Source organism: Cyclobacterium xiamenense (assembly GCF_900109255.1).
GTDB classification, from domain to species: Bacteria; Bacteroidota; Bacteroidia; order Cytophagales; family Cyclobacteriaceae; genus Cyclobacterium; species Cyclobacterium xiamenense.
Window position 1 is genome coordinate 1097719 of sequence record NZ_FNZH01000001.1, and the last position, 14787, is coordinate 1112505.

10 protein-coding genes are annotated in these 14787 nt (G+C 50.1%); all 10 read right to left on the reverse strand.

What is annotated here, in order from left to right:
• Positions 1 to 80: 80 nt before the first annotated feature.
• Positions 81 to 1550, reverse strand: a complete 1470-nt coding sequence (locus tag BMW71_RS04135; protein ID WP_092170291.1) for a mandelate racemase/muconate lactonizing enzyme family protein — start codon at positions 1548 to 1550, stop codon at positions 81 to 83.
• A gap of 38 nt (positions 1551 to 1588) precedes the next feature.
• Positions 1589 to 2866: a mandelate racemase/muconate lactonizing enzyme family protein gene (locus BMW71_RS04140; RefSeq protein WP_092169782.1), complete on the reverse strand. Its 1278-nt coding sequence runs from the start codon at positions 2864 to 2866 to the stop codon at positions 1589 to 1591.
• Between the two features lie 86 nt (positions 2867 to 2952).
• On the reverse strand, positions 2953 to 3900 hold the full coding sequence (locus tag BMW71_RS04145) for an RraA family protein (protein WP_218145555.1): 948 nt from the start codon (positions 3898 to 3900) through the stop codon (positions 2953 to 2955).
• A gap of 74 nt (positions 3901 to 3974) precedes the next feature.
• A complete protein-coding gene (locus BMW71_RS04150) occupies positions 3975 to 5288 on the reverse strand; it encodes an enolase C-terminal domain-like protein (protein WP_092169788.1) in 1314 nt (437 codons plus the stop codon).
• Positions 5289 to 5313: 25 nt separating this feature from the next.
• Entirely contained in the window at positions 5314 to 6189 is an 876-nt protein-coding gene (locus BMW71_RS04155) for a 2-hydroxy-3-oxopropionate reductase (protein ID WP_092169791.1), read from the reverse strand.
• A gap of 67 nt (positions 6190 to 6256) precedes the next feature.
• Positions 6257 to 7417, reverse strand: coding sequence for a mannonate dehydratase (locus BMW71_RS04160; protein WP_092169793.1), 1161 nt, complete (start codon positions 7415 to 7417; stop codon positions 6257 to 6259).
• 27 nt (positions 7418 to 7444) lie between these two features.
• On the reverse strand, positions 7445 to 8878 hold the full coding sequence (locus BMW71_RS04165) for a GntP family permease (RefSeq protein ID WP_177179565.1): 1434 nt from the start codon (positions 8876 to 8878) through the stop codon (positions 7445 to 7447).
• Positions 8875 to 9648, reverse strand: a complete 774-nt coding sequence (locus tag BMW71_RS04170) for an HpcH/HpaI aldolase family protein (protein WP_092169796.1) — start codon at positions 9646 to 9648, stop codon at positions 8875 to 8877. Before BMW71_RS04170 ends, BMW71_RS04165 begins: the two co-directional genes overlap by 4 nt.
• Before the next feature lie 54 nt (positions 9649 to 9702).
• Positions 9703 to 11244 carry a SusD/RagB family nutrient-binding outer membrane lipoprotein gene (locus BMW71_RS04175; RefSeq protein WP_092169798.1) on the reverse strand — a complete coding sequence of 514 codons (1542 nt, stop codon included), beginning with the start codon at positions 11242 to 11244 and terminating at the stop codon, positions 9703 to 9705.
• Positions 11245 to 11295: 51 nt separating this feature from the next.
• Complete coding sequence (locus tag BMW71_RS04180) at positions 11296 to 14757, reverse strand: SusC/RagA family TonB-linked outer membrane protein (RefSeq protein WP_092169801.1); 3462 nt, start codon at positions 14755 to 14757, stop codon at positions 11296 to 11298.
• Positions 14758 to 14787: the final 30 nt, after the last annotated feature.

Consider the following 14787-nt stretch of genomic DNA (forward strand, 5'->3'; position numbering starts at 1 on the left):
GTCAAATTGTGCAAAAGAACGTAATAATACAACCTGTCTCCTACCTTATTTACAGGAAAGGTCCATGCTCCCCGCGGAAATCAACTCCACCAACGGTCGTTTGATCGGTCGGTGTCCCATTCGTCGGTGGGCGCAAAATACTCGGTACCTTCCACCAGGTGCTGCCGGATCACTTCTTCGTTGAGTTCGATACCCAAACCCGGTCCTTCCGGCACCTTTGCAAAACCGTCGATTACCAAGGGCTTGGGAATGTCCTTGACCATGTCTTCCCACCAAGGAATGTCGACCGAATGATGTTCCAGGGCCAGGAAATTTTCCGTTGCGGCCGCGCAGTGGATGTTTGCCATAAAGGAAACCGGCGTGCCCGCAAAATGCATGGCCATGGGAATTCCCTGCTCCTCGGCATAATCTCCGATTTTCTTTGTTTCCAAGATACCTCCAGAGGAGGCGAGGTCCGGTTGAATCATGTCGATTGCCCGGGCATCGATTAGTTTGATAAATTCTTCCTTCAGGAAAATATCCTCTCCTGTAAGCGTAGGCGTCTTGATCGCATCGGTGATTTGTTTCCATTTTTCCGTGTAGAACCAGGGGACCATGTCCTCCAGCCATGCCAAACGGTAGGGCTCCAGGGCTTCACCCAACCGGATACATTCCTTGTAATCAAAATGGCCAAAGTGATCCGCTGCCAGCGGAATGTCGTAGCCCACTTTGTTTCGGACTGCCGCCACGTAAGCGACCATTTCCTCGATTCCTTTATCCGTAAGCTGAATGCCTGTAAAAGGATGGGCCGTCCTACCATAACTTCCGTATTCCGAAGCCCAGGCATTTCCCTTATCAAAGGCCTTTGTGTTGACCACCGATCCGTCGTTGTTTCGCACCATTTGTACGCCAAAGTCCATTTTCAGAAAAGTGTACCCTTTGTCTACCCTTCCTTTAAGGCGGTCGGCAAAAACTTCCGGGTCGTTGGATTGGGTAGTATCCGAATACAGCCGGATGGCATCCCGGTATTTTCCGCCCAACATCTGGTAGACGGGTACATTATACGCTTTCCCGGCAAGGTCCCATAACGCCATTTCTACAGCGCATACCCCACCCGCCTGCCGGGCGTGGTTACCAAATAACTTGATTTTTTTAAATAAGCGCTCAATCTGGCAGGGATTCTCTCCCAAAATACGGCTTTTCAGGACCAGGGCGTACCGGGCACTGGCCCCATCCCTTACTTCTCCCAAACCGTAAATGCCCTGGTTGGTATCAATGCGGATAATGGGGCAACGCATGGGCGCCCCGGCTACCTCCGCTATTCGCAGATCCGTGATGCGCAACTCCGATGGATTGGAATACCGGTTTACTTTTTCTGTCGTATGGGCCAGCGTTTCTTCGATAGGCCGAAACATAAAGGCACCCAGAGCCAGTCCTCCGAGACCAGCCTTCTGCAAAAAATCCCGTCGTTGGGGGATTTTGTCGGGTACCTCCGCGGATGTTTCCTTTTTAGATACGTTTTCCTGAGCAGCCGGAACCTTAAAGAGGTCCTTAAATTTGGGGTTATCCATTGGTTTCATGATTTTTGGGTATATTGGTTGTGATTGGTTTATTCAAAAAAGGGAATCCCTTTCACCGCGTATTTTTTCATCCCCTCTTCGTTGATTTCCACCCCGATTCCGGGTTTTTCAGAAAGGGTAATGAATCCATTTTCCGTTCGCGGACCATCATAGGTAACGATATCCTTCCAAATCTGATCCGTATCCATGTAGATTTGCCATTCCATGATTTGAAAGTTGGGAACCGAGGCACAAACGTGGCAGGCAGCCATGGCCCCCAGAAATGACGCCACCATGTGGGGGCTGAACGGCACGTAATAAAGATTTGACAGGTTGGCAATACGTTGGGCCTCTCCTAGTCCACCGGCTTTTTGGATATCCGGCATGATGATGTCTACGCCTCCCTGACTAAGCAGATTGACAAACCCGTAGGCCAGGTACACATTTTCCCCAGTACAGATGGGTGTTGAGGTTTGCTGCGTGAGGTTTTTGTACAAATCGGGATTATCTGCCGGAATGGGTTCTTCCAGCCACATCAAATCCAGATCTTCGTACATGCGGGCCATTTTCACGCCGGTGATGAAATCGTAGCGCCCGTGCATGTCCACACAAACATCAATTCCGGGGCCTACCTCTTGTCGGACTGCAGCGATGGCATCGTACATGCGGTCAATCTCCTTTGGACTGGCTGTCCAGTTAAAGCGATCGTATTTGTTGGGGTCCCTTCCGTCGTCCACGTCGAATTTGACGGCGGTGTAGCCCCGATCCACCGCTCCTCTGGCCGCCCTGGCGTAGTCATCCGGGCTGGGATTGGTCGCAGTATACAAGGCCGTATCGCAGTAAACGCGTATTTTGTCTCGGAATTTTCCGCCCAACAGCTGGTACACCGGCACGCCAAATGCTTTACCGGTGATGTCCCAAAGTGCCGTTTCGATCGCCGTCAAGACGGCTACAAATACGCCGGATTGAGCGCCTCCGAAAAAAGCCCCCTTTCGCAGTTGTTCGGCCAGCCGATTGGGGTTCAAAGGATTTTCCCCCTTGAGTTGGTTTCCTAAACGTTTGACCAGGTGATAGGTGCCATGGATGGCATCCACCGCTTCTCCACAGCCCCAAACGTCCTGGTTGGTGTATACTTTTACATAAAGTGCCCCTCTTACGTACCCACACTTAACGTCCGTGATTTTCAGGTCGGAGGGATTGGATGCCTGGGGCATATTTTCCACGGCAGCTGTAAGGCCTGAACCAAAATTGGAAAAAAAGGCGCTTCCCGTCAGCCCCGCCAATGCGGTTTTAGATAAAAAGGACCTTCTGTTGACTTTTTTTTTCATAAAAAGGGTTAGTTAAGGTTTTTGTTACCTGAACGAACGCATGCTGCCCAGAACCTTTTGGCGGGTAGCGTCGATGCGTTCTGGTTCTACCAGGTTCTGTTTTTCAGGATTTCCTGAATCTGCTCCCGTGGCACAGGTAAATCATCCATGCGATCGGTCAGCCATTGAGAAAAATCCTTTTCGATCTCGTCTGCCCACCGGGTATCGATCTGTCCGGCTGTGTAGACACCCTCCCGGATTCGCTGGTGCCCAAACATGTCCCGAAGCCGGACAATCTCAGAAGTGACGACCACTTTTTCCGCCAAATGAGGAGGGATAAAGGATACAGCGCCGTCTCTGCCCAAAACCACGTCGCCCGCCATGACCGTAACCTGTCTGATTTTGGTAGGCGTATTGATCCCCGTAAGCATCGTATTCAAGTCACCGGATTGGTTGTGGTGTGAGGGGTGGTAGCTGGTAAAATAGGAAGTAAAACCACCGATCTCCTTGAGCCCGTTGATATCCCGAACCGCTCCATCGTACACGATCCCGTTTCCCGAATTGGTGTATATCGCATTCCCTACATTATCGCCTATCGTGGGACCACCGATATGGAGCCCGAATTGATTGGCCACGTATACGTCTCCCGGCACCAACAAGTCCACGGGCCAGGCATTTTGTCCTTTTTTGCCCGCTTCCTTCCCACGCTTGTCGATAGCTCCGTGAATATCCGGCCTACCCGGCATAAACGTAGCGGTCAAGGCCCTGCCCACCAGGACCGAATCCGGATTGATGGTAACCCAGCCTTCTGCGTACTGATACCGGTAGCCCTCGTTTTTCATCACTGCCCAGGCTTCCTCGTGGGTAACTTCTTTCATCCGTTCCAATACGTGATCCGGTACTCTGGGCCGGCCATCGTCAAATCGCTCCCCGGTCCATTCGGGTGTCAAAAAAAGCAGTTCCTCTTTGCTGACTTGCTGGGCCTGAATCTGCTCCAGGCCTACACCGCCGAGGAGGGCAAGCGTAATCACCTGAAATAGGAGATACTTCTGCATGGCTAACGGATTGTTTTTTATAAAAATCATTTCCTTCGATTCTATTTACCCCTACTACTGCATTTTTTTTTACATTACCAGCGGATTTTCTGAAAGGTCCAATCGGGATGAACTTTTTGCATTTCGACTTGATCATCCCGCTTCTTAAGGCCACATTTCAGATAATTCTGATGGAGCGTTTGCAGGGAATCTCTATCCAATTCCACACCCAGTCCGGGACCCGAAGGGACGTGCACCGCCCCATTATCGAACGCAAGTCGACCACCGGTGATGATTTCTTCGGACTGCCAGGGGTAATGCGTATCCAGGGCATAGCGTAGCTGTGGAAGCGCCGCACCCAAATGCACCATGGCCGCCAGGGAAATGCCCAGATGACTATTTGAGTGCATGGATAGATCCCTGCCAAATACATTACAAACCCGAGAAAGCTCCATGGACGCGCGTAACCCACCCCAAAAATGGTGGTCACTAAGGATAATGTCTTCCGAACCAAGACGGATGGACGAGGGTATTTCGTCAAACGAAGTCGTGCACATATTCGTTGCCAGGGGAGTTTTGATTTGTCCCCGGAGCCAGGCCATATTTTCCTGCCCCCTTACCGGATCCTCCAGGTACTCCAGGATGGGCTCCATTACTTTCCCATATTTCAAGCCGGTTTCTGGCTTCCAAATGGCGTTTGGGTCAAAACGCAAGGGCATCGCGGGACCAAATTCCCGATAGAGCGCTTGCATACAGGCTACTTCTAATTCCGGTTCAAAGGCCCCCCCTTTCAGCTTGATGGACTGGAATCCATATTCCTTGCACATGGCAATGGCTTGGTTTACTATGCCCTGCGGATCAACCGCTGCCTCCTGCCGGGCAGCGTCCCATCCCCGGGCGCCGGGATCTTTTGAGAATCCCCAGTCCCCGCCGGCTCCTTCGTATTTGAAAAAAAGGTAGGCTGCGAAGGGGACCGAATCCCTCATTCTGCCTCCCAAAAGGTCTACTACCGGGCGATTGACCAATTTTCCGATACAATCCAGACAAGCCACCTCGAGGGCAGAAAACACGTGGACCAATTTTCGCTGATCCCAAGGCGCATCTCCCCTATCTGTTACCGAATCTTTACCAAAATAGGCTTCTAACTCCTTTTGGAGTTTATTCAATTGGTATAGGTCCTTCCCGATTACTAGTCTGGAAGCTTCTTCCAATGCCTGATTCGTGGCTTCGTTTCCGGGAATCTCGCTGATGCCGATTACCCCATCTTCGGTCTCCAGTTCCACTACCGTCCGTAATGCAAAGGGTGCATGCAGTCCGGCCGCATTGAGCAAGGGGGGGTCCTGAATGGCAATGGGCGTAATCCGAACGGCACGAATCCGCGGACCTCTGCCTGATTGTTCTTGAATCATTCCTGTATTTCTTCGATGCGAAAACTCATTCAATACCACTCAGTTTCTCCATAAGCAGCGCAAGGGCACTGTGATCCTTTTCATCGAATCCCAAGGCCAGGGCAGCATCCATTTGGCTGGCAACCAGCCCGGATCCATACAAGGGTACGTTAAATTCCTTACCCGCCATCAAGGCAATATTCATATCCTTGCGGTGAAGTTTGATTTTAAAACCAGGTTCAAAATTCCGATCAATGATGCGCTGTCCGTGCAAGTCCAGGATACGGCTTTGGGCAAAGCCACCCAATAAGGCTTCCCGCATCTTTTCCAGATTCACTCCGGCTTTTTTCGCCAGCGAAAAGGATTCAGCGACCGCCTGAATGGTAATTCCGACAATCATCTGATTGCAGGCCTTTGTCAGCTGTCCCGCACCTGCATCCCCTATCAAAACGGCACTTTTACCCATGACTTCAAAAAGCGGCTTTGCGACCTCGAATGCCTGTTCGGTTCCCCCAACCATGATGGAAAGATTGCCCGACTCGGCCCCTACCTGTCCTCCGGAAACGGGAGCGTCCAGCGCTTCCACGCCCTTTTCTTTCATGGCTGTGGCTACCTCACGGGCAGTAGAAGGTGCGATCGTAGACATGTCTACAAACACAGTCCCCGACCGAATTCCTGCAAGTACTCCATCCGTGCCAAATACCACTTCCGATACTTCCGGAGAATCGGGCAGCATGGTGATGACAATATCGGCATTCGCTGATAGCTCTTTAGAGGTGGAATAAGCCTTTGCTCCTTTCGCTGTTAGGGCTCCGGCTGCCTTACTACTTTCGAGTACCAGCAGTTCGTACCCGGCGTTCAATAAATTGATTGCCATGGGTTTTCCCATGATTCCCAACCCTATAAATCCTACTTTCTTCATAACAATTACTCGTTTATTGATCTTAAAATTAACTATTCAAGGGCAAACGAATCGATCTGGAATCCTTTCAGGCCTCGTCTTTCAGCGCCTGAAGAATCCCAATAATGTGTCCATAAGCAAAAGCGAAGGCCTGCAAACCTGCTCCTTCTGCTTCGTGCTGGGGCACGTGATCGGGCATGACCATGCCATCAAATTCTACATCCCGCAGCGCCCGCATCACCTGAAAGAAATTCATCTCCCCGTTATCCGGATAGACTTCCTGGAAATTATTATAATTCCCTTTTATGTTTCTCAGGTGCACGTTAAAGATCTGTTTTCGCTTTCCTACCCAATCGATTATGGGGAAAATTTCGTTTGCAGGGTCCCTAAGGCCTTCGGCTATGGAACCGATACAGAAATTAAAGCCGTGGTACGGGCTGTCGTACAATTGGGCAAATCGCTTGATGCCTTCGAACACCTCCGGGCTGTTCCAGCGCATGATGCCGTTATAGGCATCTGGTACCGGCGGATCGGCGATATGATTGCCCAATTTGACTTTATACTCCTCGGCTACCGGTAGAATTCTGTCCAAAAGATAGGTAATTCTTTCGAAAACTTCATCCGCGTCTGCCCTGCCTGCCTTGGTCAACTGTTGTTCCCGTTGCAGAGCTTCCTGGTAATTCCAGGTGCTGTAGGAGGCGAATCCCCGGGTGGGGTCAATGGTTCTACCCGTTCGCAATACGGGCAGTATGGTCGTATTGTAATTCAATAACTTGACCCCCGTTTTCGCAGCCACTTCGATCATCTGTTGCACCATTTCGATTTCCCGGTCTCTTTCGGGACTCTTGCCCATCATGATGTGGGGAATGATCACCCGATCAATGCCCGCAGAAGTCAGGGGTAAGTGATAGGCATCCAGGTTGATACCGTATTTTTCGCAGGCCTCCCGCTTTTTCAGGGAGTCTTCCAGATCCCAACCCTTGCCCTCGATAAATTTGGGCATGCCTCCGTCCAGGTTGTAAACCCCGTGCCGGGCCTTAAAGGCCAAATTCTCCTCGCTTGTCCCGCCGGATTGGCAGCCTACTTTCATCAATACTTTTTTCTTCGGAACCGCCGGATTGGTGGGCTTTCGATCAGGTTTTGCCTGGGCCCCAAAAACCATGGATCCGGTAGCAAATGCTCCGGCTGTTCCGGATGCAACTAGCTTGACAAATTTTCTACGCTGCTGATTTTTCAGGAAATTTTTCATCTTTCGAATGGGTTTAAGTCATATATTTTATACCAAAGGGAGTATTTTTGCGGCAAGCATGATCGTGAGTAAGCCTACCAAGCCCATGATCGTCAATAAGGGGGAAAAGGTTTTGAGTGCCTCCTTTTCGGTCAGGTTACTCATCTTGCATACGATCCAAAAACCACTATCATTCATCCAGGGAATGAGTTTGGAGCCACAGGCAATGGATAGCCCCAGGTACAGGTGGTGGTAATCCAACCCCGCCGTCGACATGCCAGACAAGATGCCCGAAGCGGTAATCATGGCGACCGTAGCGGAACCCTGGGCCGTTCGTACCAATGCGGTGATAAAAAAAGCCAGGGGTATCAGGGCCATCTGGTATCCTTCAGTTAGACTGGCGATTTTCAAGCTGATTCCGGTTTGCTGCAACATGGCTCCAAAAGCGCCTCCGGCCGCTGTAATCAAAATGATCACCCCCCCGCTAGTCAGAGCGGCCTGTACAGCCCCCTTCATTCCTTTTTCCTGCTTGTTTCGTTGCAAAAATAGCGTGAGCAAGGCTGCCATCGCCCCCAGGATCAGCGCCATGTTCTTTTCGCCAAGAAAATGAATCAAGTCAAAAAAAACCGGAGAAGTTTGACTGGAATCCATTCCCCAAAACGTGCTGATAAACGCACTTCCTGTGATGAGCAGCAGCGGAATAGCAATAGGGGAAACCGCCAGGCCTAGCCCAGGCAATTGGGATTGCGGTTTGTCTGCGAGCGATTGGATTTCGCTCAACGGAGCATCCAGCGAATCGCGCAAGGGAATCGGATTTCGTTTGTTTGCCCAAACCGCAAAAACGTAGCCCGCCGCGATGGTAACCAGGCCGATCAAAAAGCCGCCTACCATCATCATGCCGATGGGAATGTCCATTTCTGCGATCAGAAAAAGAGGTCCAGGAGTGGGGGGTACCAGGGAATTGGCCATCGCTGCTCCTGCTGTAATGCAAAGGACCAGCAACAGGTAACTCTCCTTGAGCCGCATGGCCATCGCTTTGGCGAGTGGGATCATCAGGTAAAACACCGTGTCGAAAAACACCGGAATTCCCAGAAAAAAACTACCACTCAAAAAAGCCAGCGGTGCGTTTTTCTCGCCCGTCAATCCAAGGATGGAGCGTACGATCCGTTCTGCCGCTCCACTCATCAGCATGGATTTACCGATGATGGCGGCCATGGCAATCAATATTCCGATTTTGCCGACGGTACTTCCGAAAGCATCAGCAATTCGCTCGCCTATAGAACGCTGTGCAAGGGCCTCTGCAGCGGCCTGAGACTGCCCTTTGCTTAGCGCAAAATCCACAATGGCCGAAGCAGGTGTCATCCAGGCCACCACCAATGCCGCCAAAAGCAGGGCGATAAACGGATTTAATTTTCCGCCGATTATCCCCCCAACCACGATCAGCATTCCTACCAGTAAAATGAAAAAGGGATCCTGAATCATGAAGGGCTATTTTTAAACTGGCTTAGCGTTTGATGCAATTCCCGGGCACCTGCTGCCACAAAGGTGGCATCCGAACCGCAGGCGATCAATTGGATCCCCTGTCGCCGGTATTTTTCGAAATCCGCAGGATCGAAGATTAAAATTCCAACGGCTTTCGAAGCATTTTTGGCTGCTTTCACAATCCGGTCAACCGCTTCCAGAAACAGGGGATGATTTAAATCCCCGTCAATTCCCAAGGCAACGGTAAGATCTGCCGGTCCGATAAACAGCACATCAACACCGGGAGTTGTCGCAATTTCATCGAGTTCATCCAGCGCCTCTTTGGTTTCTATTTGGATGATGCCCAGCAGGTTTTCGGCAGTGCCGGATTTGTAGCTGGCAAAATCCTTTCCAAAGCCAGTTGCCCGAACCATTTTAGCCACCCCCCGAATTCCAAGGGGCGGGTAATGCATGCCGCTGACGGCCAGGCGGGCTTCTGCTGCGGAATAAATCCGAGGGCACATGACCCCCTCGGCACCCAGGTCCAATACCCGGTGAATGCGTTCTTTTTGGTAACTCTCCACCCGCACAATGGCTGTGGATCGGGTATGTTCGAGTGCCTGAAGCTGGTGCAGCAAGTCTTTCGGCTCCCCTGCACCATGCTCCAAATCAATTAGCACCCAGTCAAATCCGGAGAGCCCTACGATCTCGGCTGTAACCGAACTTCCTAAATTCAACCAGCAACCGATTAAGGTTTCTCCGGATTGTAAGCGATTTTTTAGGTGTTTCATGCAATCAAATGGATTGGTTATTTGGTAAGAAGTACTAAAGTTAGAATTTTATGACTAAAATCCTACATTGACATCCCACCAAACCCGGGTATCCAAAATATCCGGACCCATTCGGCTGGTCGCTTCTTGCACGTTTTCAAAATTAACTGTTAGCTCCGAATCGGGATAGGTCAGTCTTCGGATAAAATCTTCTGATTGCAAATCGCTTCCCGGATACGGATTTGGGTTTACCACCGGGTACCCGCTCCTTCTAAAATTCGCCCAGGTTTCGGGGCCTATTAGGAAGGAGGATACCCAGTATTGGGTGTTAATTAGTTCCAGTTCCTTACCGGCTTCCAGCGGGTGGTTTTGAATGTATTCTTCGATGGCGTCCGGAGCGATTTCGGTGTCGTTTGGCCAATACGCCATCTGTTCCATATGGGCACGAATCCCGTCGTGGTACAACTGTTCGGCATCTCCTTGCACCCAGCCTCTGGCCACCGCTTCGGCCCAAAGTAGCAGGGTTTGGGAATAGGTCACGAGAAAGTTTGGCGCTTCGGGATTTCCCAAACGCCTACGGTCCAACTGACTGTAATCAAACAAACTTGCCAGCCCGGCTTCCTCCACCACCGGAATGATCGTGGTGTTGTCGTATCCCTGGGGCATCCCTACTTGCGCTTCTGGCGAGCGGTCTGCATTTGCCTCCGTTTGTTCGCCCCCACTCATGGCACCGACATACCGAACGGCAATGGACTCCAACCGCGGGTCGTTGTTGCTTTTTAGAAAATTCACAAATTCCTGATCGAGGTAATAGAAAGGTGCCTGGCCTCCGTTTAGGTTGGTACCCACGTTGTTTCGGTAATCGGCATTGTGCCGCACCAGGGCGTTGTCTTCATTGGATTGCATCAGGCCTCCGTTGATTGCTTTGGTGGCAAATTCCTGTGCCCGAGAAGGGTTTACCTTCACCAAGCGCATGGCGGCACGTAGCAACAGCGAGTTGCCCAGTCTTCGCCATTGTCCGATATTGCCGCTGTACATGATCTCCTGGTTGATGGGGTCATTGGCTTCGTTCAATGTTTGCACCGCTGCTTCCAAATCGTTTAACAGGTCGGTGTAGATGGATTCCTGGGAATCGTAATTGGGGAATACGTTTCCTTCTATGTATCCCAAACCAGCCTCGGTATAGGGAATATCCCCGTAGGTATCCGTCAGCATCATGAATGCATGTGCTCTCCAAATACGCATAATGCTGAGTAGATTTGAGCGCTCGGGACTATCCCGAAGGTTTTCTATGCCGTCTACCAGGTTTTTTATGATGTTTCGGTAGCCATTTTGCCAGTTGCCCTGGGTGGCTGAACGGTTGTCCTGATTCAGGTTTCCGCCGGTACCCACTCCCTGGAAGGGGGTTATCATCTGCCTGACAATCGTAGTCTCATAGGTAAGGTTGTTGTACCCCGGAGAACTGGAAATTATGGCTTGATTCAATTGAAAGGTGGGATCAATGGAGGTAAGACGAACCGGATTGGTATTCATTTCGTCAAAGCCCTCGTCGCAGGAGCCGGAGAAAAAGGCTACCGCCAACCCCAAAAACACGTGTAGTATTGTTGACTTTTTCATTTCAGTTTCGTTTAATCGGATATAACAATGTTTCGTTGAAGCAATTCCTTCTTAAAATTTAACATTTAAGTTGAATCCAATGCTTCGGGTTACCGGCAATCCTGTGGCCTCCAGGCCTGCTCTATTGTCGGAGATAATCCCGTTTTGATCGGGGTGGATATGGGGCACCCACTGCTTCAGAACAGCGACATTATTGGAAACCAGATTCAGTCGCAAACCGCGTATAAAGTTGTTATCCGGAAGGTGCGGTGTAAAATCATACCCTACGGTCACCTGGCGTAGTTGCCAGGACCCGGCGTTGAAAACGGATTGCTCCGACATTCTTCCGGATCGGATGGTCTCGTAATACGTTTGGATGGGTGATTGTGCGGTATTGATTTCGCCATTCGGATTTACTCCATCGCCCACGACGAATCCCTGCTCCCTACCTTCGAGGGTGGCCTTATCCAGACCGTGCCTGTAGGCGTTGGTATGCGTTCCGGAAATCATTTTGTGGCCCAGTTTATAATCGATTAGGAAAGTAAAATTCAGGTTCTTGTAATTAAAACTGTTGGTGAAGCCACCGACCCAGATGGGAATGGCCGTTCCGAAGTTCAGTTGCTCCGTTGAACGAAGTGGGCGGCCGTTATTTGGGTCAAAGATCTGTCTTCCCTGTTCGTCCCGACGGTAACCCCAGCCGTACAATTGGGCCATGGGCTTGCCAACTTCCTGGCGAACTTCACCGTGAAAATCTGCTCGGCCAACGGTAATAAACGTGCCTTCCACGTCGTCACCCAGACTCAATACTTCGGACTGGTTGTACGCAGCATTGGCACTGAAATTCCAGTTAAAATTAGGCCCGGTGATTGGGGAGATGGCTGCAAACATTTCTAGCCCCGTATTTTTACTCTCACCGACATTGATCAGCTGGTTGAGGTACCCCGACCCATCCGAAACCTGCGCCTGCAGGATTTGGTCGGAAGACAACTTATCGTAGTAGGAAACTTCAAACCGGAGGTTGTCAAAAAGCGTCATTTCCAACCCAATTTCCCGTTCGGAGACCCTCATGGGGCGAAGGTTATCGTTGGGAACCACCGATCCACTAATGGAACCTACCGGTTGCGCAATACCATTGGAGTTGGGGAATTGCTGCTGATTGATATTGTAGAAAAGGTTATTCGCATAAGGTTGTACGTCCGTGTCGCTACCTACCTCTGCATAGGCTATCCGAACCTTTCCAAATGAAATCCAATTGGGCAGGTTGGCGAAGGCCTGTGAAAACACAAAGCTACCGGTGATGGAAGGGTAAAGAATGCTTCGGTTCGCCGGAGAAAGGGTAGAAAACCAATCGTTTCTGGCAGTTCCGTTTACGTAAAGGAATCCTTTGTAGGACAATTCGGTACTCGCATAGAGTGAATTAACCTGCCTTTCCGAAATGGTGTAATTGGTTGTGATTTTGCTGGAGTTACCAATGGTATACAAATCACGGGTATAGAAGTTTTCCCCGAGAAGCGTATTCACATCTAGCCGTCGGTACATTTGGTTTCCACCAAGGTTTACCAACAATCCAAAATCGCCAAACGTTTTATCCATCCCAATTAAAAAGTCTGCGTTTACCTCCCGGAAGGTCCGCATGTCCTGCACAAATTGTCCGTTTACAAAGCCCGGAGGAGGTGCCGACTGCCGTCGCGAACCAGTGGGCAAATTGTATTCCGAATCCCTGGAGAAAAAATCCTGTCCGATCCTTCCCTGTGCGTACAGCCAATCCGTGATGTCGTACCTGGCGGTAATGTTGCCGTACACCCGGTCACGCACGTTGTTCTCAAATCGGGAAAGTGCAAAATAGGGATTGGTACGGTTCGTAAATCGGGAATACGGAAATTCATCCCCATTTTCATCGAAGGCATATTGCTCGAGCAAATCCATAGGCATAGAAGTGGCCAAGGTGTAAATTACCACCGGACTAAAATCCTGCTCGGCGATGTTTGGAGGATTGATTCGGTCTTCTTTGGAGTAATTGATGTTTCCTGAAACGGTTAGTTTCTTGAAGTTTTGGGTGAAACCCATGTTGATTGTCTTCCGGTTATAGTTTGATCCCGGAAGGATGGCTTTGCTGTCCATATTGGATGCCGAAAGGCTGAACCCCCCGTTCTCTCCGCCAGATGAAATCGTAATGGTGTTTGTAAACGTGGATCCATTTCGGTAATAGTCACGGATTTTATTGGGTTGGGGCTCGTAGGGAACTTCTATGCCATCAAACAAAATCTGTGTCATACCCGGCTGAAATCGCTCTCCAAAACTCCATACACCGGATACCGGTCGGGGCGAATTGGGCCGTATGCCACCCTCTCCCTGACCGTATTCGTACTGGTAATCGGTAAAGTCAAGCGGCGTATCGTTCGTGTAATTGGTATTCAATTCCACCTGAATACCTGATCCACTGGCCCGGTTTCTGGTAGTAATCATGATTACCCCATCCTTTGCACGGGCTCCGTACAAAGCAGATGCCGCTGCTCCTTTCAAAACGGACATGGAGGTAATGTCATCCGGGTTAATACTACTCAATCCATCTCCACTATCTGAGTTTCGATTACTACCAACTTCCGAAACATCCCCGCTGACACCAAAGTTGGTATTGTCGATGGGTACGCCGTTTACAACGATCAAGGGGGAATTATTTCCGCCAAAAGAGGATACGCCTCGGATTCTGACCTTGCTACTTCCTTGTGGTCCCGAACCCATGGACGTAATGTTTACCCCGGCGACCTTTCCCTGAAGTGAGTTCATGAAATTTGGTGTACGGTTGATGGTCATTTCTTCGGATTCCACCGTAGAGGTTGCGTACCCCAAACTTTTCGCTTCTCGTTTGATACCCAATGCCGTTACGACCACTTCTTCCAGTCCGGCGATGTCTTCCTGAAGGGTGATGTTGATGATTGATCTGGAATTGATCTCAATTCGTTGGGTGCTAAAGCCAATATAGGATACCTGCAAAACACCATCTTCCGGCGCAGTCAGGGTAAACTCGCCGTCGATATTGGTAATGGTACCGATGTTGGTACCGGATACCGATACGGCTACCCCAGGCAACGGCTCTCCGGAAGGATCCACCACCTTTCCTGAAACCTCGATATCCGCCACTTCCACAACGATTTCCAGCGCTTTTCGCCCGGTTTTTTCGGTAAGAAAACGCACACTGATGGTGTTATTTACCTGTTTGAAATGAAGGCGTTTTTCCCGAGCCAACTCTTTAAGTATATCCGCAACACTGCCCTTTACCTGGTTTAGTTTTAAAATCTGCTCATCGTCGATACCATTATCGGTATAGAAAAACCGGTAATCGGTTTTGGTCTCAATGTGGTCCAGAATCTCCTGCAGGCTTCCCTGCCTGATATCCAGCTTGATCATTACTTCTTCGATACTCTTGACACTGTCAAAAGCATAGCCGGTATGTGCTACCAGAAAGCATAAAATTCCAAAGGCCAGCAATCTGACTTTCAGATTTTTAATCGGTTTTAATAAAACATGTTTCATGGGATTTTGGGTATTGGTTTAAACGCTTGT

Coding starts and splice junctions, on each gene's coding strand:
- BMW71_RS04135 (WP_092170291.1), bottom strand. CDS start 1,550: ATGGATAACCCCAAATTTAAGGACCTCTTTAAGGTTCCGGCTGCTCAG.
- BMW71_RS04140 (WP_092169782.1), bottom strand. CDS start 2,866: ATGAAAAAAAAAGTCAACAGAAGGTCCTTTTTATCTAAAACCGCATTG.
- BMW71_RS04145 (WP_218145555.1), bottom strand. CDS start 3,900: ATGCAGAAGTATCTCCTATTTCAGGTGATTACGCTTGCCCTCCTCGGC.
- BMW71_RS04150 (WP_092169788.1), bottom strand. CDS start 5,288: ATGATTCAAGAACAATCAGGCAGAGGTCCGCGGATTCGTGCCGTTCGG.
- BMW71_RS04155 (WP_092169791.1), bottom strand. CDS start 6,189: ATGAAGAAAGTAGGATTTATAGGGTTGGGAATCATGGGAAAACCCATG.
- BMW71_RS04160 (WP_092169793.1), bottom strand. CDS start 7,417: ATGAAAAATTTCCTGAAAAATCAGCAGCGTAGAAAATTTGTCAAGCTA.
- BMW71_RS04165 (WP_177179565.1), bottom strand. CDS start 8,878: ATGATTCAGGATCCCTTTTTCATTTTACTGGTAGGAATGCTGATCGTG.
- BMW71_RS04170 (WP_092169796.1), bottom strand. CDS start 9,648: ATGAAACACCTAAAAAATCGCTTACAATCCGGAGAAACCTTAATCGGT.
- BMW71_RS04175 (WP_092169798.1), bottom strand. CDS start 11,244: ATGAAAAAGTCAACAATACTACACGTGTTTTTGGGGTTGGCGGTAGCC.
- BMW71_RS04180 (WP_092169801.1), bottom strand. CDS start 14,757: ATGAAACATGTTTTATTAAAACCGATTAAAAATCTGAAAGTCAGATTG.